The organism is Salibacterium qingdaonense, from assembly GCF_900114715.1.
GTDB classification, from domain to species: domain Bacteria; phylum Bacillota; class Bacilli; order Bacillales; family Marinococcaceae; genus Salibacterium; species Salibacterium qingdaonense.
Genome location: NZ_FOTY01000006.1, coordinates 65708 through 85501, shown reverse-complemented (window position 1 = coordinate 85501; position 19794 = coordinate 65708). Strand labels below are relative to the sequence as shown.

Here is a 19794-nt window from a genome sequence, read left to right as displayed (position 1 = left end):
ATAACAACCAGGGGGAATCAAGGAATGGCCAGGACCGTATATCAGAACGATTATGGAGCGGCGAAACTCCCAACCCTTTTTCTCGATTTTGATGGGTCTGACCGGATGAAAAGGGCTGCGGCGCAGTTGGACAAGCCACTGGTCGAAGCAGAAGCATCTCATTTAATGGATGCTTTAACAGATGGACTGAAGAAAAACACCATCTATCAATCGACCTGTAATGAAAAGACAATATATGAGAAAGTCCACGAACTGCAGGCGGCAGAAACGTATTTCCGATTGGGGCTCAATCTTCCGTCGGACAAAAAGGAACTGGTAAAACACCTTCTTCCGTATGATATTTCCATCGTTTTGGCCTCCGACCGGGAGGAAAGCCAGTGGTTCAAGCACTTTCAGCAGTCCCAGCAGTTCCCAATATATGTCGATCCAATGTTCCAGCCGCATTTGGTGAAACAGTACCGCGAACTGCATGAAGAACGCGAAGAAACCATCCGCGAACTTCATCTGAATATCGAAAAAATCCGCACCATTTTATCAGATGCGGAACTGCGGATTTTTGAGAAAATCGTCGAGGGCAAAAGCAACCGCAAAATAGCGGAGGAAAACTTTCTCGCCGTCGCCACCGTAAATAACCACGTCAGTCACTTGACGAGAAAAATGGGCGCGAACGACCGCACCCACACGATAAAACGCGCGATTGAAAAAGGCTGGATTCTCATATCTTGATTAATGCACCTGTTCCTCCTTACCTTTTATCATCGTAATGCAGCGGCTCGTTTTCAGAATCTGTTGCTGCGCATGGTAATAGGAGGCATTCACCTCCGCGCGCTGTCCGTTCCGAAACACCAGGTAGGTCCGCTGGTCATATTTGTCCACTTCCACCCGGAGGATATGGGAATAGAAAAACCAACTGTCTTGATTTCCAGGGCTTCCATGCAGTGGAAACGCATAGAGTCCCTCTTTCTCATTCACCGGAACCGGACGCCGGTACTTAAATCCAAGCTTCCTCCTCACGTATGTAAGCCGCCCTGCCATGGACGACCCGCCTTCCAGGCAGGCTTCTTCCATAATGCTTTCTGCCGGCTGTGCAGTGAAAATGGTCGACCCATCTGTTTCATACACTCTCGTTTTAACTTCCCCATCAAGCATCGATACTATCCCGACTGTACTCTTTGTCACCTCGTACACCGCTCTAAATTCCAGCATATGTTCCATTTTTCTCCTCCTTCATTTCAAGATAGCTGAAAGGTCTTGATGTCGAATCTATACCTACTATATAACCACAGCCTTACAGAAAAATCCATCATTTTCTAACAATGTTGCATTATTATAGCAAAGATGTGCAGACAGGAAGGAAAACCTCCTTTCAAAAAGAACATCACAAAAAATGAAAAATATCCTTAAACATAGAGAACAGATGCCGATATAAGGTATGTAAGGGCGCAGAAGACCCTGGCGGCCGACAGGATCTTCCGAGCACCCAAGCGGACGTTTCCGCCACAAGGACGTGGCAGCGGAACGTAAAACACAAACTCAAGGAGGAACTATTTTATGATTATTAACAGTAATATTCCGGCGTTGAATACTTACAATCAGATGAGCCAGAACAACAACGACATGCAGGACTCGATGGAGAAACTCTCATCCGGTCAACGCATCAACAAAGCAGGAGACGATGCAGCAGGTCTTGCAATCTCCGAGAAAATGCGCGGTCAGATCCGCGGTTTGGATCAAGCGAGCCGTAACTCCCAGGACGGAATTTCCATGATCCAGACAGCAGAAGGTTCCCTATCAGAAACCCAAAGCATGCTTCAGCGTACGCGTGAACTCGCCGTACAGTCTGCCAACGGTTCCAACACCGACGCAGACCGTGCAGAACTTCAAAAAGAAGTAGACCAGCTGACTGAGGAAATTACCCAGACTTCTGAAAATACAGAGTTTAATACGAAAAAACTACTCAATGGCGAATTCGAAGAGCAGTTCCAGACTGGTGCGAACGAAGGGCAGAATATTTCTCTCAGTATTAAAGATATGGGATCTGAAGCTCTTGGTGTAGGTCACAATTTAGATGGTGGAACCGTTGCTTCAGGTGTTGGTGGTGATATTACAGAAGGTCAATACAACGTTGTAGCATTAAATGAAGCCACAGAAGTTGGCGACACTTCTAGTGGGAGTAATGGTCTTTCTGGTGTAGAATATGCGCTTGAAAATACCGATGGAAACGTTGTTGCAGTAAGTGAAGATGGAAGTAGCTTCACAGCACAAACAGCATCTGGAATCACAACTGATGATCTTGGAAGTGGCGATGCTTCTCTTGAAGGCAGTGCTGCCTTCTCCTTTAGTGGTACTAGTGAGAACCTTACACATGGAAGCGTAACTGTAGAATCAGGAGCTAGTGGTAGTCTTGAAGTTTCAGCGACGAAAGGTATTGATATCAATACAGCTGAAAACGCTGAATCTGCAATCACTGCTATAGATAGTGCGATTGAAAGTGTTTCAGCTGAACGTTCAAAACTTGGTGCAAATCAAAATCGTTTGGATCACACTATCTCTAATCTAGATAATTCATCGGAAAATCTACAGGCTGCTGAATCGCGTATTAGAGATGTGGATATGGCAAAAGAGATGATGGAACAAACTCGTGCCAGCACATTGGCTCAAGCATCACAATCTATGCTTGCTCAAGCAAACCAGCAGCCTCAACAAGTACTGCAACTATTGCAATAAAAAAAAGCCGGCTAATGCCGGCTTTTTTTTGGTTTAATAATATAAATTATTTGCCGATATTACTAGTAGAATTATTATGGAGATGAGAGTTATGCAGGAGAATTATCAAATAATAAAAAATAAGAACCCCTACCTATGTTCTTTATTGAATTCTACAAGTATAAACAATATTAATTATGAGCAATCTAAACATGGAGATACAATTCTTGTAGCGGAATACAATCAAAAGAAAATATATTTAAACAGTAAATATAATCCAAAGAAAGAAGCACGAACACGTATTGAGCAAGTAAACGTTAACAGTCCCACTATATTTCAAGTAGGAATTGGATATGGGTATGAGTTTGAAGAGCTTTATAGAAACAAAAAAAAGAATGCATTCATAATTATAATAGAGCCAAACCCGAGTATTCTGGCAGCGGCATTAAATTCAAATTACAATCTCCAGGACCTATTTAACGATAATAGAGTATTGATAATAAGCGGATCGAAAATCCAAATAAATGAGCAGCTTCATGAAGTAAAAAAACATTTCCCTTTTTCAAAAGAAATAGAATTATTCGTAAATCATTATGCCTTTACTTTATATGAGCAATCCAATCTGAAGGAACTTATTGAATTAATAAAAACCACAATAATTGCGCGTTATACCTCGGCAGGAAACGATATAAAGGATACGCTGATTGGAATACGTCATATGTTTACAAACAGCCCACATTTTCCTTACTCTAAGAATATTGAAGAGTTACAGAAATATTACAAAGGGATGCCGATTGTGTGTGTTGCATCAGGGCCATCCTTGGATAAAAATATAAATGAACTCTATAATATTCAAGAGCATGTTCTTATTTTTTGTGCGGATACTAGTTATGAGAAACTTTTAAATTATAGTATTATTCCCGATGCGGTATCAACTACAGAAAGAATGAAAAAGGTTTATGATTTATTCTATAAGAATAAAACGTTTCATCCTAATACTGTGCTGTTTGCTGAAGGATTAGTTTACCCTGAAATACTATCAGAATTTCCAAATGCAAAAGCAATAACTTTTCGTTCAACTAAGTATGTAGAGAATCGATTTGGAGAATTTTTTAAATCTACGAATATTGAAGACGTTGGATCAAGTTGTGCCCATATGAGTTTCGCAATGGCAAAGCGTCTAAAAAGTGACCCGATAATATTATTGGGGCAAGACTTGGCTTACAGTGAAGAAGGATATTCCCACGCTAATTCAACATACATGGAAGGAAAGACTATCGAAGAGGCAAAACAAAATGTAGAGTATACAATCGCTTATGACGGTGTCAGCAAGGTGAAAACACATGCTACATGGAATTTGTTTCGTAATTGGTTTGAGGAACAAATTTCTCAAACACCAAACAGAATTATAAACGCTACTGAAGGTGGGGCGTTTATCCATGGAGCTGAGCACATTTCATTGAAAGAAACTGTAGAAAGATATATTTCGTCGAATAAAAAAAGAAGTTTCATAGAAGATATGGGCAAATTAGAGCCGGGTTCAACTAATGAGGATATGAAAAATTTCGCCGATTTCATAGATTTTCAACTGTCTAATTTTGAGGAGATAGAGAAATTATTAAAGAAGATTGATAGAAAGATTGAAATAATTCATGATATTGTGTCCATAAAAAAGAATGTATTAAAACAAGATTTAGCTAAAAGAATTCTAAAACAATGTATTCAATATATGGATCAAGTTTGGGAATATGATCATTTCCGTTCTATAGTTGTGCCGATTATTCTTCAATTGAATCAACATGGACACGATATAAATGTAATTAGCACAAGAAAAGAAATAATAAAGTATTACGAATTTTTGTGGGGAAAGGTACGTCAATTACTGCAACTCATGCCAATCTTGCGTGAGGAATATAAAAGAGGAAAGGCTGTCATACTTAATCAACTAAATAACAATGTGGACAATAATGATTTTTTTATTGAAGAGACAATGGAGGAAATATATGAATGAGAAAAAACTTGAAGTTGAGACACTGGAAACAGCAAAAAGTTATGCCTACAATTTAACGGAGGGTATTACAACATTCATTGATTATATTGATAGACAAAACTTTGATGACGCCATGAACTTGCTTCCCGCGATTGTTGAAGGACTTGAATGGTTTATGCAAGCCACGTACTTGACTTTATCTCATCAAACAAAGTATTTAGAGTATGATAATTTTAAGCAATATTTAAACGATATAAATGAAGCACTGCAGAATAATGATATAATTTTAGTTAAAGATATTTTTGAATATGAAGTTAATGATAAGATAAAAGAATGGATACAATTTAATTTTGCAAATTAATAAACTAAACTTTTGCAGCTAACATTGCTTGGTACATGTTTCAAATTACAATGGTGAAAGTGCTTTTCTTTTTAGATATTGTTTTCTATTTTTATCTCTTATTACTTCTTTAGCTTTACAAAGTGAATTTAGATATTTTAAAGACTAGCTGGAGCAATAAAACTTGCACGGTAAATAATGCTTTTAGATGTAGTCTCATGGAGAAGTTACAACCGGAATTGTATATTCCCTTGCATGTCCGATATTCATATTATGAAGTTTTTTTTGATTATTGGAGGAATAATATGAAAATTTTAATCACAGGTGCAGATGGTTTTATAGGTTCTCATTTAACGGAAACAATGATTCGAGCCGGTTACGATGTCCGGGCTTTTGTTCAATATAATTCGTTTAATTCTTGGGGATGGCTGGATGACAGCCCGGAGGAATTACAGCACAGTTTGGACGTATTCAGTGGGGATATCCGGGATCCCCACGGTGTAAAAGAAGCGGTCAAGGAATGTGATGCTGTCCTGCATTTGGCTTCGTTGATTGCGATTCCGTATTCGTATCATTCTCCGGATACTTATGTGGACACGAATATTAAGGGAACGTTGAATGTCATGCAGGCAGCCCGCGAGCAGAATGTAAAAAAAGTTGTTCATACGTCTACAAGTGAAGTGTATGGCACTGCTCAGTATGTTCCGATTGATGAAAATCATCCTATCCAGGGTCAGTCCCCTTATGCGGCATCTAAAATCGGTGCTGACCAAATAGCATTATCATTTTACCGGTCTTTTGACCTTCCTGTGGCAGTCATCCGTCCATTCAACACGTACGGCCCCCGGCAGTCTGCACGTGCTGTCATTCCAACGATCATTACACAATTAGCCGCAGGAAAAACCGATATAAAGTTAGGATCCATCCATCCAACCAGGGATTTTAATTATATCGACGATACAGTAACTGGTTTTATTCATATGATGAAACATGAAGCTTCTATTGGTGAGGTTATTAACATCGGAAGTAATTATGAGGTATCGATTGGGGACTTGGTAGACTACATAGTTGAGGTTATGGATGTATCATCTCTGACTATTGAAACAGAAGATCAACGAATCCGTCCTGCCAAAAGTGAAGTGGAAAGATTATGGGCAGCCAATCAGAAAGCTAAAGAACTCATCCGCTGGGAACCAAATTATTCAGGCGTCGAAGGATTGAAACGTGGATTAAAACAGACAGCGGACTGGTTTTTGCAGAAACAGAACTTAAAGAACTATAGAACTGAGAGATATAATATATGACACTGGAATCGCAAATACTGCAGGCAGTCCAGCGTGTACTGCCGGAGAATGGTGAACCTAAACCGCTGCACGCGCCGGTCTTTCAGGGAAATGAATCGAAGTATGTTCAGGAAACGATAGAGTCTACGTGGGTTTCGTCCGCCGGTACTTATGTAAACAAGCTCCAAGAGGATCTTTGTTCATTCACAGGAATTAATAGAGCCGTTGCTGTTGTCAATGGGACCGCTGCTCTGCAGCTGGCTTTATTTGCAGCAGGTGTAGAACAGGGTGATGAAGTGCTGGTGCCGGCATTGACATTTGTTGCAACAGCCAATGCTGTTTCCCACACAGGAGCTGTTCCTCATTTTGTAGATGTAGAAGAGAGTTCGCTAGGTATCGATGTGTCAAAGTTAGAAACGTATTTAAAGCAACATGCAATTGTTACTTCTGAGGGCAGCTACAATAAACATACCGGCCGCTGGATTCGAGCGGTTGTACCTATGCATACTTTTGGTCACCCAGCATTTATAAATCAACTGCGATCAACAGCAGACAGATTCCATCTAAAAATTGTTGAGGACGCGGCAGAAGCTCTGGGATCTTATGAAGGCGGCAGACATATCGGCCAACTCGGAGACGTAGCAGCAGTAAGCTTCAATGGTAATAAAATTATAACTACTGGAGGCGGGGGAGCTGTGCTCACCAATAATAAAGACATGGCAGACAAAGTCGAACACCTTGCTTCCACTGCGAAGGTTTCTCACTCCTTTGAATTTGTTCATGATGAAGTTGGTTATAATTACAGAATGCCCAACATCAATGCTGCATTAGGGTGTGCGCAATTGGAACAGCTGCCTTTCTTTTTAAAGACAAAACGGAAGCTGGCCGGGCAGTATGCTGAAGCTTTAAGCGAAATATCAGGCATTTCTTTTATTAAAGAAAGAGAAGGGACGAAGAGTAACTATTGGTTAAATGGGTTGTTACTGAATGATCCGGATATGGAACAACGAGACCATATAATAAAGAAACTTCATGACCATCAGATATTGGCAAGACCGGTTTGGAAGCCGATGCATTATTTAGAGATGTACCGGGATATGCCGAAAATGGACTTAACTCAGACGGAGAGTCTTTATGCGAGAATCATTAATTTACCGAGTGGTGTGATGTAAATGAAAATAGCTGTCGTAACCGGCACCAGGGCAGAATATGGACTACTTTATGGCTTAATGAAAAAATTACAATACGATGATTTGATTGAATTTCAACTTATTGTAACAGGAATGCATTTATCTCCGGAATTCGGTTTGACTTACCAAATGATTGAAGAAGATGGATTTACTATTACAAGAAAAGTGGAAATGCTGTTATCAAGTGATACCCCGGCAGGCATCAGCAAATCAATCGGACTGGGAGTGATTGGTTTTGCCGACGCATATGAAGAGCTGCAGCCGGATCTTATAGTAGTCTTAGGTGACCGTTACGAGATACTGGCAGCTGTCCAGGCAGCTTTACCGGCTAATATACCGGTTGCTCATATAGCTGGTGGAGATACAACAGAAGGCGCGATAGATGAAAGTATACGTCATGCCATTACAAAGATGTCTCATCTACATTTTGTAACTAATGATAAATCCTATCAAAATGTTATACAAATGGGTGAAAACCCTAAGCACGTATATAATGTTGGAAGTCCTGGTATTGATAATATAAAGAATCTATCTCTGTTAAGTAGGGAAGAACTTGAAAATAACCTGGGAATTTCAATTGGAAATCAATCGTTTTTGATTACACTGCATCCTGCCACGTTGGCTCCAGGAAAAGCAGAAGAACAATGTGAGAGTCTACTGACGGCTTTAGATTTGGAATGTAGCTATGAATCTATTACTCTTATCTTCACAAAGGCAAATGCAGATAGCGAGGGGCGAATCATCAATAATATGATTGAAGAATATTGCTTGAATCGAAGCAATGCTTATTTGTTTGAGTCATTGGGGCAGTTGAAGTACCTCAGTATGATTCAACAGGTAAACGTGGTTATTGGAAATTCTTCCAGCGGTTTATACGAAGTTCCTTCATTTCAAAAACCAACGGTAAACATAGGGGATAGACAAAAAGGACGGCTGAAAGCACTTTCTGTGTTAGATTGTGATGCTTCAGCAGATTCTATTCATAAGTCTATAAAAGATGCTAAAAGATTGGATTGTAGAAACGTGACAAACCCATATGGTGAAGGAGACAGTTCTCAAAAAATTTATAGTTTCATAAAAAAATACGATAAATGCTCCTTTTTATTAAAAAAATCGTTTCATGAGGTGTCCAATACATGATTAAGATTATTGCCGAAGCCGGTGTGAATCATAACGGTGATATAAATATTGCTGAAAAATTGATAGATGCTGCTGCAGAAGCAGGCGCTGATGCGGTAAAATTCCAAACCTTTGAAGCTGAAAAGCTGGTGACGAGGGATGCAAAACAGGCATCATATCAAACAGACAACATGGGTGAAACGTTATCGCAATATGAGATGCTGAAACAGCTTGAACTTACTCGTGATCATTTCGTACATCTAAAAAACTATTGTGATTCAAAAGAGATCGAATTTCTATCTACGCCATTTGATGAAGACAGTGTGGATTTTCTGGTTGAAGATATTGGGGTGCAGAGAATCAAAATCGGATCCGGCGATTTAACCAATGTGCCCTTTTTGTATCATATTGCAACAAAACAAATACCGATTATTTTATCAACAGGTATGGCCGAAATTCATGAAATTCAGGAAGCACTCTCTTATATTGCTTACGGATACGCAGGGGAAATAAATATGGAACCAGAGGAAATCGCCGATTTTTATCACACTCAAGAAGCCCAGCAGTTATTAAAAGACTATGTGACTCTTCTTCATTGTACAACAGCTTACCCCACACCGCCTGAAAGTGTGAACTTGCTATCTATACCTTATTTAAGAGATACGTTTGGTCTTGACACTGGATTTTCCGATCATTCTGAAGGAACAGCTGTACCGATCGCATCAGTATCTTATTACCCCGCGGTAATTGAAAAACATTTCACATTAGACAGAAATCTGCCTGGTCCTGACCATTTAGCTTCTCTTGAACCAAACGAATTGAAGGACTTGGTAACAGGAGTTCGATTAGCTGAACGAGCACAGGGAAACTATCAAAAAGCATTGACAAGTCTAGAAAAGGAAAATAAAAACCCTGCTATGAAAAGCTTGGTAGCTAAAACAGATATAAAAAAAGGAGAAAGATTAACCTCAGAAAATATGGCTGTCAAAAGACCGGGAAACGGAATAAAACCTAACAACTATTATAAATATTTATATGCTGTTTCTGACTCAGATTTTAGAAAAGGAGATTTATTATATTGAAAATTGGATTTTTTGGCGATGGTGAGTGGGCGCAATTAGCATTTGATAAACTCATTCGCAGCAATTTTTCCATTTCGTTTGTTGTCTTACGATACTCTACACCAGATAAGGATCTGGAAAAACTATCAAATCAATATAGTATCCCGGTTTTTTCGTTAAAAAATGTAAATGATAAATATTCAATGTCTATCTTTCGATCATATGAATTAGATTTAAACGTTTCTATGTCGTTTGACCAAATTTTTAAAAAAGAGCTGATAGAATTACCCTCTTTTGGTTCTATTAATTGTCATGCCGGAGCACTCCCTTTTTATCGAGGGCGAAATGTATTAAACTGGGCTATTATTAATGGCGAACAACGTTTTGGTGTAACAGCACACTATATGGAAGAAGCTGTTGATGAAGGAGATATTATAAAACAAAAATTCTGTAGTATAGAACGCGAGGACACTTACAATGAGGTGTTGAAAAATGCCCATATCTTATGTGCGGAAGTATTGGTCGAAGCAATAAATGAGATTGATTCTGGTACAGAGAATCCTGTGAAACAAACAAGTATCCATCCTATTGGTTCCTATTGCACCAAAAGAAGGGAAGGTGATGAATTTATTAACTGGTCCTGGTCTAGTGAACGAATTTATAATTTTATCCGTGGCATTGCCCCACCGGCTCCTGGTGCACATGCAGTTTTAACCACGGGTGAAACATTAATTATAAATTACGCAGAATTAATAAGAGAGTCCGTTCAATATATTGGACAAGAAGGTGAAATTATTAATAAAAAGGATTACTGTTTTTTTGTGAAAACTGAAGACACAATGCTCAAGGTAACTGAATATGCTTTTCAAAAAGAAACCGAGCAACGCGCGTTAACTATTGGAGATCGTTTTAAAGTGAATCCATCGTTTCAATAGTTATTTTCAAAGGATGATTGTAGTGCAAAATTGGGAGAAAATTGTAGTAAACCAACACCAAACAATATTGGAAACAATGAAGATAATAGATCAAGAAGCAAGTCAATTCACAGTTGTAGTAGATGAACACAATTATTTATTAGGAACAGTGACAGATGGTGATGTGCGACGTGGACTTCTTAAAGGTGTTAGTCTTAAAGAAAAAGTGGATCAAGTCATGAATACAAACCCGACTATTGCTGTAAATGATGAAAATGCAACAGTTATTTTTCAACATTCAACCGTGGAGCATCTTCCTGTTGTTAACGATGATTACCAATTAATAAAAGTTATTTCTAAACAAGAAGTAAAAAAAGCTCCGAAAAAACCGAATAAAGTAGTACTAATGGCTGGAGGATTAGGAACACGCCTGCGTCCTCTAACAGAAACAATGCCCAAGCCGCTTTTAAAAATAGGCGAAAAACCGATTTTAGAAATAATTATTGAAAGTTTTAAAATGTATGGTTTTACAGACATATATCTATGCGTTAATTACAAACGCGAATTAATTAAAGACTATTTTCAGGACGGGCGGTCGTTTGGAGTTTCTATCACATACATAGATGAATCGATAAATCTCGGCACAGCCGGTCCCTTATCGTTACTTGAAGATGAAATTAATGAACCTTTCTTTGTTATGAACGCGGATTTATTAACCACGATTAATTTTGAGCAGCTACTCCGCTTCCATAAAGATAATCAATCCTACGGTACGATGTGTGTCAGAGAATATGAATATCAGGTGCCGTATGGGGTTATTCGGACCAATGGTGATCAACTTACAAGTATAGAAGAGAAACCTCTACACAAAGAATTCGTAAATGCAGGAATTTATGTGCTTGATCCTGAACTACTGCATCTTATCCCCTACAACCAATTTTATGACATGCCGGAGCTCTTTAGAAAAATGATGGAGCAAAATTATTCGTTATCTGCTTTTCCTTTGCGTGAATACTGGCTGGATATTGGAAGGTACGATGATTATCAGCAGGCAAATAATGATTTTTATGAGGTATTTGAATGATTTTGATTATAGGATATGGTTCTATTGGACAAAGACACTATAACTTAATTAAAAGTAAAGAGTGGGGTGTTGGAGTAGTCACAAAAAGAGAATTTCCCTATGAAAACTTTTTTTATAATATAGAAGAGGCTATTCGAACGTTAACACCAAATGTAATTATTATAGCTAACGAAACCAATAAACATTTACAAACCTTACGCATTATCGATAACGAGAATTTTAAAGGAGCAGTATTGGTAGAAAAACCTTTATTTTCAGAGGTTTCATATAAGTATAACTTTTCAAGTTTTCAAGTGTATGTAGGTTATAATCTGCGTTTTCATCCGTTGATGATGGAACTTTATAAATTGATTCAAAAAGAAAAGGTACTGACTGTGAATGTATATGCAGGCCAGTATTTACCGGAATGGCGACCGGGTACGGACTATACTCAAAGTTATTCAGCATCCCGGCAAAAAGGAGGCGGGGTATTAAGAGACTTGAGTCATGAATTAGATTATATTTTATGGTTGTTTGGAGATTGGAATAGTGTAGTCTCAAATACTGGTCAAATAGGTGATTTAGACATTGAGACAGAAGACTCTGTATCTATACTATTAAAAATGGATAAGGTACCCCAGGTCCAAGTTATGTTGAATTATTTAGATCGGTCTACCGAACGTTTTCTTATTGTTAATACATTTCATGATACTTATAAACTGGATTTGATTCGAGGAAAATTATTAAAAAATGGGGAAATCATCCAAGAAGTTCATATTACTAGAAATAAAACATATGAAGATCAATTGCTTGATCTGGTAAATAAACGACAGTATTTGTGCACATTTGATGAAGCAGTGCAAAGTGTGAATTTAATCGATAAAATCGAAAAATCAAATAGAGAAGGGAAGTGGATTAAAAATGAGTAATATATGTACCATATGTGCTAGAGGGGGTTCAAAAGGAGTTAAAAATAAAAATATAAAAATGCTATTAGATAAACCTTTAGTAGCCCACTCTATTGAACAAGCCAAAAGAGCCGGTATTTTCACACATATAGCAGTTAGTAGTGACAGTGAAGAGATACTAAAAATATCAGAAGAATGGGGTGCTGATTTTCTAATTGAGCGACCCATTGAGTTAGCTGATGACAAATCAGCAAAGCTCCCTGTTATTCAACATTGTGTACAAGAAATAGAAAGAAATAGTGGAAGCAAAGCGGAAATAATCGTTGATTTAGATGCCACCTCCCCGCTCAGAGAAGATATAGATATCATAAATACGGTGGACTTATTAAAAACCACTACCGCTTCTAATGTGATCACAGGAATGCCTGCTCGTAGAAATCCATATTTCAATTTGGTTGAAAGAAATGATGAAGGTTATGTTTATTTATCAAAGTCATTGCCTGAAACTGTGACGCGAAGACAGGATGCCCCCGAGTGTTTTGACATGAATGCTTCCATATATGCTTGGAAACGGGGGTCTTTTGTAAATGAAAACTCTATTTTTCAATCGAAAACACTATTATATGAAATGCCGGAGGAACGATCTATTGATATAGATTCACCATTGGATTTTGAATTTGTAGAGTTTATTGCCAATAAGAGAGGTTTTCTTTGATGAGACAAATATTTGATTTAACAGGCAAAATAGCTCTTGTTACAGGAGGAGCTGGCATAATTGGAAGCCAAGTGGTTAGAGGTCTTGCGGAGTTCGGTGCTGTCGTAATCATAGCAGATATTAATAAAGACAAGGGAGAATCTTTGGCGCAGGAGTTAAATATAGAATTAAATGCGAATAAAGCCTACTCCTGCTTTGTTGATGTTACATCAGAGGAATCGGTACAAAATATGGTGAGCTATGTCCAAAATAAATTTAACAGCATTGATATTTTACACAATAATGCTGCAGGTAAATCTAATGATCTGGATGCCTTTTTTAAAGAATTCGAAGAATATGATCTGGAGCAATGGAAAGATATTATGGACGCAGATTTAACCAGCATGTTCTTAGTGGCCAGGGAAGTCGGAAAAGTGATGAAACAACAAGAAATAAAAGGGTCAATTATTCAAACTGCGTCAATTTACGCAGTGGTAGCGCCGGATCAACGAATTTATGAAGGTTCTTATTATCTAGATAGAGAAATTAATACTCCTGCTGTATATTCCACAGCCAAATCCGGTGTGATTGGCTTGACCAAATATTTATCTGCTTATTGGGGAAAAAGTGGCATAAGAGTTAATGCTATTACTCCAGGAGGGATTGAAAGTGGTCAGAATGATACATTCAAACACAAGTATAGCGAAAGGGTTCCGTTAGGGAGAATGGCAAAAGCGGAGGAAATGGTCGGAGCAGTAGTATATTTAGCTTCTGATGCGTCATCTTATGTCACGGGTCAAAATATTATTGTGGACGGCGGATTAAGTGTATGGTGAAAAACAATAAAATTTTATCCTTTAAGGGGGCAGTGCAACTTGGACATTGATTTATACATATAGAATGATGAAAACAGGTGCTACTTATATGCAGAACCATGGCTGTTGATTTTACATAAATATCCACCAAAATACATACCTAAATTCGTGATGGTATGTGTGAAATAGTTCTCGATAGTAATGGGAGCTGATTGGTGGCAAAAAAGAGAAGATCCTCTATTATCAATGTATGCCTAACGAGGAAATACAAAGTGAAAAGAAATCTTATCATAACAATCATTATAACAGAAATGCCCCAGATAGTGAAAGAGACAACGAATGTCCTGGCCATGGAAGAAAAGCTGTAGCAACTGATGATCAGCTGGTTCGGTGATTTGGTGGGAGAAGCGAAAAAGGACGAAGGATGGGACGTTGAGAAGCGCGATGCGAGGACCGTCCTGTTTTTATTCGGGCCGGTTCAGTACTTGCGCACCCTGATGACCGATCAGGAAGGGACTTCTCATTATCCGCTGGATGAACGACTGGCCTCCAGCCGAATCAGCGGTACATCCCTTTGATGGAGGTGAAGATGGCGGAAATGGCGGCTGATAGCCTCTATCGGGAAGTAGAAAGGTTCTTGAAGGAATGGACGCCGGTGTGCCTCTCTCACTAAACGGTGGGAGCTATGGTGAAACGGGTCGGAAAGGCTCTGACTGAAGCAGACAAAGGGTTGGTTACCGAGCTGGATGAAGCCGCGTAACTTCCATCTGGGCGGGAGGTCTGGTTCAGTTAGTCAATAAATGTCGTTCAAATAAGTGATGAAACCGTGATGATTTTTCGATGTCGCCTTGGGCAGCTACTTGACTTCGTGAGCAGAGAGGGCGGCTGGGGGGCGGGAAATGTCTCTCCCTCCCGAAGGAAGCTGGCCGCCAACTCATGGTCTCACGAGGCTACCGCATCTCGGCAGCCGGGACCCCGCCCCTTTAACCGCTTGCCGGGTGTGGGCGCAGTTGTCCAGGGTAGCCCTTCGGCGATTCCTCAGGATTCCGATAAGACGTTCCTTGCTCGATGTCCGGCCATTGTCTGCTCGTGCACCCGATATCGTTCATCGAGCACCGTCTCCCGCTCTCCTGCGTGCACACGGACTGACTGGACCATGTTCAACCCCGTATGATAGTGCTCCTGGTTATACCAGGCAAAGAAGCGCTGAAAATGGTGATCAGCTTCCTCGAAACTTTCAAAACGCCCGGGATAGTCCGGCACGTTCTCCACCGTGCTGAACAACGCTTCGATCTGCGGGTTATCGTTCGGCGTTAGCGACCAGGAAAAGTATTGTTGAATCCCGAGCGTTGCGAAAAAAGCTTCGGTGCTGTGGGAACGCATCTGCGTACCGCAATTACTAAGCGATACAGGAAGCTCGCTCTGCGATTAATAGAGAAGCTTTTCGATTAACAGAGCTTCATCCCAGAGAGACTGGACTTCGTCACTCTCCAGGGAGGCACTAACTCTCCAGGCTACGAACTTGCGGCTGAAACGGTCTAAGAGCGCATAGAGATAGTATTTTTCATAGGGTCGCACCGTACACAGGATCGAAATTTCCTATAACCACACTTGATTCGGTTCCGTTACTTCTCCTATATACGGCCTGTTATGGGAGGCTTTCCGACGGGCCTGTACACCGCCCGGACCGTTCAGATTCTTTGCTTTTATCGTTACCTAAAAAGTAACGTGGGAGATAGAGACCCTGTGCTAATCGATCGCTTCGGTACGAAGAACCCGACAACTGTTATCGGCGTGTTCGCGGGAAGCGATTATATCGTCCATCAGCTCGCGCTCTTCCGGCGTTAGACTGTTTTAGGGGGGGCTTTCCACTTTGTATAGGCCCGGCGTTCATGAGGGTTTTCCGGTTCTTCCTGTTCCTGCCGGCACCAGCGCTGTATGCGTTTTTCTGCAGGGCTAAGACCTCGCATGCTTTGTATTGAGGGAGTCCTTCGTTTCACGCCCAGGCGATGATGTCCAGTAGGGGAGCGCGATCTTCTCCGCTCACATGCTGATTCGTGAGATTACCTGTTATTCCGGTATGTCTTTGTTTAAGCAGCATATGCTCGGCCGTGAATCGACTAATGTTCCACGGATTTTTCGATTTACCGCAGATTTGTCGTATGCACGCCTTATTTCCGGATGATTTCTCCAACGGGGCTTGTTTATCACGTGTTCGAATGTATATCTTGAATTTTTTCTTTGCCGTCAGGCGTTTTTAAGTGTAACAAATAAGCGGCATGATGACGTGGAAATATTCCCGACATTTTTCAGCCTAACATAACGTATTTCCGGTTTTGGCTGGAGACGTTTGAAAGCACGCTGGAAGAGCCGCCGGAAGGAGCTTGCCCTCTGGGGGGCTATGGAGTCGAACCAGCGCCATGTCACCTTCCGGATGAAAAGAAGGGGAATGCACTGGAGCACCCGGGGTGCAGAGGCCATGGTGAAAATTAAACAGGGTCTTCTGAATCAAACCCTGCGGGCGGCGTACCTGAACCGGTATCAGCCACGATCGGTGAGACAGCAGCGCCAATGGGCCCGCATGATGCGGATGACTGAAATTCTCCTGAATACGACCCGGACATCCAACGAGACAACCCCCGGGGCCATACCGCTACATGCCGCACATTCCACAGAGCCATATGGTAAAGGGCCTTTCCTGACCTTCCAGCGAGGCCACCAAGCGGAGCGCGGTAGGAGATTCACGGTGTACAACAAGAGAGGTCCGGGAACTGCCTTCTTTCAGTCTTACCGAGAAAAACTTGACGCATACCGACGAAGACCTAATCTTGTATAATATATTAGAATGTGCTATTATAGGCTATCAGAAATAGACTCTCATTAATATAGCCCCTTGACATGCATTCAAGGAGCGAAGAATATTAGATTTTTATGTAAAATGTCAAGATTTTTGAACCGTTTCAAACGTGGACTAGATGTAGTCATCAAAGAACTAACAAAAACTATAGTATTATTAATGAAACTATTGTTTGTGACGTATTGGCTTATTGTAGTATTTTTACTTATTGTACGAATTTTTTAATATAAAGTGTCATGAGTGTTTATTAATGAGGGGGATTGATTTCAAAATCAATCCCCCAATAAAATAAAATTTATAAGTTTTACTATCGTTATCTTGTAATATTTTATTAATCTGTCGATATTAGCAGTGAATTCTCTATATCTAGGAGGTGTTTCAATGGATATCGCAGGAGCTTCGATTGCGCAGAGTCAGGCGCAGGTGCAGCAACAGGCGAGTATGTCGATCATGAAGAAAGCGATGGACACCAGTGAGCAGCAGAATAATCTGATGAACGAGATGCTGGACAAGTCTGGTGCCCAGGCTATTCAACAGGCGGCCCAGCCGCACAAAGGTGCATCAGTTGATCTTTCCGTCTAATGGAATGATGGAAGCCTTCTCTTACAAAAAGGGGAGGCTTTTTTTGTATGGAGACGTGCAATTTTTCAAAAATTATCCGATATAATGCATGAGCCTGTATAGGGAGGAGGAAGGGTTATGGGTGCTCATGTGTCGGGTACCGTAGTATCCGATCTGATGCGGGCCGGTCAGGCTGCCGGGGGACAGGTGTCCATGAGTGACTCCGTTTCAGGAACGGTCTCGGAGAAAGCGCAGGATGAGTCTTCGATGATGCCCGATATGAAAACGCTGCAGGAGCAGGCCGATGAGATGAATGGACTGCTTGAGACGACGTTTACCGACTTGAAGTTCAATGTTCACGATAAGTTGGAACAGGTGTATGTTCAAGTACTTAATCGGGACACCGATGAAGTCATCCGCGAAGTGCCTCCGGAAAAGTTTCTGGATATGAAGGCAGCAATCCTTCAGCAGGCTGGACTGATTGTGGACGAAAAAGCCTGACCGGTGAGAAGAAGGGGAGCAGTGTTAAAGCTGTTCCTCTTTCTTCGTTCCGACCTTCTACCTATTTTCCAGTTTTCTCTTCATTTTATGAAGATTTATCCGATATTACTTACAGAAATGAACTCGGGATATGATGTTCTCTATCACAAGAGGAGGAACCAATCATGGATAGTGGTATGGGCAGCAATACGAATCGAATTACAGGTTTTGCATCCGGCATGAACATTGACCAGACGGTGAGCGATTTGATGCGGGCGGAGCGTCAGCCGCTGATTAAGATGGAGCAGGAACAGATGCAAATGCAGTATAAAATGGAAGATTACCGGGAGATGAACCGGGAGTACCGCTCCTTCAGCACCTCGATTTTTGATAATATGTTTATGCGGTCGAGCTTGTCCGCCAAACAGACTACCAGCACTAACGAAAGCCTGGTATCGGCATCGGCGGCGTCGGATGCACAAAGTGGGACCTTCACGGTATCCAATGTCACCCAGCTTGCGGAGGCGGCTTCTGTACAGTCAAGTTCATCTATAACTGGTGGCAGCGATGGAAATGTTGACCCTGAAGCATCGCTGGCAGACCAGTTTGACGATTACAATGAAGGTTCAACCATTGAGTTCGGTATCACAACGTACAACGAAAATGGTGAAGCAGAGAAAAAAGAATTCAGCTTCGAGGGATCCGATTCCTTGAATGATGTGCTGTCAGAGGTGAACCGGTCTGATGCCGGAGTAAGTGCTTTCTATGATCAACAGACGGGGAATATTTCCGTCACCCGCAGTGAAACGGGAGTGTTCAATGAGGGCGGCAATGAAATGGCATTCGAAGGAGATTTTTTAACTAATCAACTGAACCTCAATTCCTTTGCTGATACAGAATACACAGGAGCACAAAATGCTGAATTTACATTGAATGGTATTGAAACAAATAGAAGATCCAATACATTTACAGAAAACGGCATCGAAATTACCTTGAATGGAACAAGTGCGGAAAACGGTAATTCAGCTTCCCTGCAGGTCAGTCCGGATACAGAGGGCATCAAGGAAACGGTTATGAATTTCGTGGATGAGTATAATAGTCTGATTGAAAAAACAAATGACAAGTTGTCGGAAGAGCGGGACCGGGAGTATCCGCCGCTGACCGATGACCAGCGCAGTGAGATGAGCGACGAAGAAATCTCCAATTGGGAGGAAAAATCCCAGAGCGGGTATCTCCGCAGTGATGACATTTTGTCTAATGCAACTACGTCGATGCGGCGCAGTCTTTATGACACAGTAGATACCGGTGGTTCTTTTAACCAGCTGACACAATTGGGGATTACGACAACGAGCAACTACCAGGACGGAGGTAAGCTTGAAGTGGATGAAGATCAGCTGGAGCAGGCCATTTCCGAGGATGCGGAATCGGTGTATCAGCTGTTTGCCTCGGACGGCGAAAATGCTGAAGATAAAGGGCTGGCCCGCCGTCTCCGGGAAGAAGTGGACAAGACAGTGGATAATATTTCTGAGCGCGCCGGGGGGCCGTCGACACTTGATCCGAGTCAGTTTACGATAGGCCGGGAAATGAATCAGATGGACGACGAAATCAGTGATTTTGAACGCCGTATGACACGTACCGAAAATCGGTATTATGATCAGTTCACCCGGATGGAGCAAGCGATCGCCGAAGCCAACCAGCAGGCCCAGCAGATCCAGCAGCAGCTCGGCGGTATGGGAATGATGTAATAGGATTGCCATCCATGAAAAAGGAGCCTTTCGATGACAGAACGCATCGGAAGGCTTCTTTTTTTATG

At 41.1% G+C, this 19794-nt stretch carries 19 protein-coding genes and 1 pseudogene; 18 read left to right on the top strand and 2 right to left on the bottom strand.

Features of this window, described 5'->3' with window-relative positions; all coding sequences use genetic code 11:
* Positions 1-24 precede the first annotated feature (24 nt).
* Complete coding sequence (locus tag BM058_RS07170; protein WP_090926348.1) at positions 25-726, top strand: response regulator transcription factor; 702 nt, start codon at positions 25-27, stop codon at positions 724-726.
* Here BM058_RS07170 and BM058_RS07165 read toward each other — a convergent pair whose 3' ends face one another.
* The gene (locus tag BM058_RS07165; RefSeq protein ID WP_090926347.1) at positions 727-1215 is read right to left on the bottom strand and encodes a competence protein ComK; all 489 of its coding nucleotides are present in this window, start codon (positions 1213-1215) and stop codon (positions 727-729) included.
* 336 nt (positions 1216-1551) lie between these two features.
* Here BM058_RS07165 and BM058_RS07160 point away from each other — a divergent pair, with 336 nt between their 5' ends.
* From BM058_RS07160 to BM058_RS07105, 13 genes are all read left to right on the top strand, one after another.
* Positions 1552-2727: a flagellin N-terminal helical domain-containing protein gene (locus tag BM058_RS07160; protein ID WP_090926346.1), complete on the top strand. Its 1176-nt coding sequence runs from the start codon at positions 1552-1554 to the stop codon at positions 2725-2727.
* Between the two features lie 91 nt (positions 2728-2818).
* Positions 2819-4717, top strand: a complete 1899-nt coding sequence (locus BM058_RS07155) for a motility associated factor glycosyltransferase family protein (protein WP_177195462.1) — start codon at positions 2819-2821, stop codon at positions 4715-4717.
* On the top strand, positions 4710-5057 hold the full coding sequence (locus tag BM058_RS07150; protein WP_090926344.1) for a hypothetical protein: 348 nt from the start codon (positions 4710-4712) through the stop codon (positions 5055-5057). The genes BM058_RS07155 and BM058_RS07150 overlap by 8 nt, the downstream gene beginning before the upstream one ends.
* A 284-nt stretch (positions 5058-5341) precedes the next feature.
* On the top strand, positions 5342-6340 hold the full coding sequence (locus BM058_RS07145) for an NAD-dependent 4,6-dehydratase LegB (protein WP_090926343.1): 999 nt from the start codon (positions 5342-5344) through the stop codon (positions 6338-6340).
* On the top strand, positions 6337-7491 hold the full coding sequence (locus tag BM058_RS18175; RefSeq protein WP_177195461.1) for a LegC family aminotransferase: 1155 nt from the start codon (positions 6337-6339) through the stop codon (positions 7489-7491). The genes BM058_RS07145 and BM058_RS18175 overlap by 4 nt, the downstream gene beginning before the upstream one ends.
* Positions 7492-8649 (top strand): UDP-N-acetylglucosamine 2-epimerase, encoded by a 1158-nt coding sequence (gene neuC, locus BM058_RS18170; protein WP_177195460.1) that lies wholly within the window; start codon positions 7492-7494, stop codon positions 8647-8649.
* Entirely contained in the window at positions 8646-9710 is a 1065-nt protein-coding gene (neuB, locus tag BM058_RS07135; protein ID WP_090926342.1) for an N-acetylneuraminate synthase, read from the top strand. Before neuC ends, neuB begins: the two co-directional genes overlap by 4 nt.
* Complete coding sequence (locus tag BM058_RS07130; RefSeq protein ID WP_090926341.1) at positions 9707-10624, top strand: methionyl-tRNA formyltransferase; 918 nt, start codon at positions 9707-9709, stop codon at positions 10622-10624. The genes neuB and BM058_RS07130 overlap by 4 nt, the downstream gene beginning before the upstream one ends.
* A gap of 22 nt (positions 10625-10646) precedes the next feature.
* A complete protein-coding gene (locus BM058_RS07125; RefSeq protein WP_090926340.1) occupies positions 10647-11687 on the top strand; it encodes a nucleotidyltransferase family protein in 1041 nt (346 codons plus the stop codon).
* Complete coding sequence (locus tag BM058_RS07120; RefSeq protein WP_090926339.1) at positions 11684-12595, top strand: Gfo/Idh/MocA family protein; 912 nt, start codon at positions 11684-11686, stop codon at positions 12593-12595. The genes BM058_RS07125 and BM058_RS07120 overlap by 4 nt, the downstream gene beginning before the upstream one ends.
* Positions 12588-13289, top strand: a complete 702-nt coding sequence (locus BM058_RS07115; RefSeq protein ID WP_090926338.1) for an acylneuraminate cytidylyltransferase family protein — start codon at positions 12588-12590, stop codon at positions 13287-13289. Before BM058_RS07120 ends, BM058_RS07115 begins: the two co-directional genes overlap by 8 nt.
* Positions 13289-14104: an SDR family oxidoreductase gene (locus tag BM058_RS07110; protein WP_090926337.1), complete on the top strand. Its 816-nt coding sequence runs from the start codon at positions 13289-13291 to the stop codon at positions 14102-14104. Before BM058_RS07115 ends, BM058_RS07110 begins: the two co-directional genes overlap by 1 nt.
* A 353-nt stretch (positions 14105-14457) precedes the next feature.
* Positions 14458-14661 carry a hypothetical protein gene (locus BM058_RS07105; RefSeq protein WP_090926336.1) on the top strand — a complete coding sequence of 68 codons (204 nt, stop codon included), beginning with the start codon at positions 14458-14460 and terminating at the stop codon, positions 14659-14661.
* 460 nt (positions 14662-15121) lie between these two features.
* Here the strand turns inward: BM058_RS07105 and BM058_RS07100 are convergent, their stop codons facing one another.
* The gene (locus BM058_RS07100; protein ID WP_090926335.1) at positions 15122-15466 is read right to left on the bottom strand and encodes an integrase core domain-containing protein; all 345 of its coding nucleotides are present in this window, start codon (positions 15464-15466) and stop codon (positions 15122-15124) included.
* 1012 nt (positions 15467-16478) lie between these two features.
* Between BM058_RS07100 and BM058_RS18575 the strand changes: the two are divergent.
* The 4 genes and pseudogenes from BM058_RS18575 to BM058_RS07080 form a co-directional block, all read left to right on the top strand.
* Positions 16479-16682, top strand: a pseudogene (locus BM058_RS18575) (ISLre2 family transposase); the annotation flags it as partial.
* A 639-nt stretch (positions 16683-17321) separates the two neighbouring features.
* Positions 17322-17522, top strand: a complete 201-nt coding sequence (locus BM058_RS07090; protein ID WP_090926333.1) for a putative motility protein — start codon at positions 17322-17324, stop codon at positions 17520-17522.
* A 117-nt stretch (positions 17523-17639) separates the two neighbouring features.
* Positions 17640-18002, top strand: coding sequence for a flagellar protein FlaG (locus BM058_RS07085; protein WP_090926332.1), 363 nt, complete (start codon positions 17640-17642; stop codon positions 18000-18002).
* 164 nt (positions 18003-18166) lie between these two features.
* Complete coding sequence (locus BM058_RS07080) at positions 18167-19726, top strand: flagellar hook-associated protein 2 (RefSeq protein ID WP_090926331.1); 1560 nt, start codon at positions 18167-18169, stop codon at positions 19724-19726.
* Positions 19727-19794 lie beyond the last annotated feature (68 nt).

Coding starts and splice junctions, on each gene's coding strand:
- BM058_RS07160 (WP_090926346.1), top strand. CDS start 1,552: ATGATTATTAACAGTAATATTCCGGCGTTGAATACTTACAATCAGATG.
- BM058_RS07090 (WP_090926333.1), top strand. CDS start 17,322: ATGGATATCGCAGGAGCTTCGATTGCGCAGAGTCAGGCGCAGGTGCAG.
- BM058_RS07120 (WP_090926339.1), top strand. CDS start 11,684: ATGATTTTGATTATAGGATATGGTTCTATTGGACAAAGACACTATAAC.
- BM058_RS07165 (WP_090926347.1), bottom strand. CDS start 1,215: ATGGAACATATGCTGGAATTTAGAGCGGTGTACGAGGTGACAAAGAGT.
- BM058_RS07170 (WP_090926348.1), top strand. CDS start 25: ATGGCCAGGACCGTATATCAGAACGATTATGGAGCGGCGAAACTCCCA.
- BM058_RS07085 (WP_090926332.1), top strand. CDS start 17,640: ATGGGTGCTCATGTGTCGGGTACCGTAGTATCCGATCTGATGCGGGCC.
- BM058_RS07150 (WP_090926344.1), top strand. CDS start 4,710: ATGAATGAGAAAAAACTTGAAGTTGAGACACTGGAAACAGCAAAAAGT.
- BM058_RS07145 (WP_090926343.1), top strand. CDS start 5,342: ATGAAAATTTTAATCACAGGTGCAGATGGTTTTATAGGTTCTCATTTA.
- neuC (WP_177195460.1), top strand. CDS start 7,492: ATGAAAATAGCTGTCGTAACCGGCACCAGGGCAGAATATGGACTACTT.
- BM058_RS07115 (WP_090926338.1), top strand. CDS start 12,588: ATGAGTAATATATGTACCATATGTGCTAGAGGGGGTTCAAAAGGAGTT.
- BM058_RS07100 (WP_090926335.1), bottom strand. CDS start 15,466: ATGCGTTCCCACAGCACCGAAGCTTTTTTCGCAACGCTCGGGATTCAA.
- neuB (WP_090926342.1), top strand. CDS start 8,646: ATGATTAAGATTATTGCCGAAGCCGGTGTGAATCATAACGGTGATATA.
- BM058_RS07110 (WP_090926337.1), top strand. CDS start 13,289: ATGAGACAAATATTTGATTTAACAGGCAAAATAGCTCTTGTTACAGGA.
- BM058_RS07080 (WP_090926331.1), top strand. CDS start 18,167: ATGGATAGTGGTATGGGCAGCAATACGAATCGAATTACAGGTTTTGCA.
- BM058_RS07155 (WP_177195462.1), top strand. CDS start 2,819: ATGCAGGAGAATTATCAAATAATAAAAAATAAGAACCCCTACCTATGT.
- BM058_RS07105 (WP_090926336.1), top strand. CDS start 14,458: ATGATCAGCTGGTTCGGTGATTTGGTGGGAGAAGCGAAAAAGGACGAA.
- BM058_RS18175 (WP_177195461.1), top strand. CDS start 6,337: ATGACACTGGAATCGCAAATACTGCAGGCAGTCCAGCGTGTACTGCCG.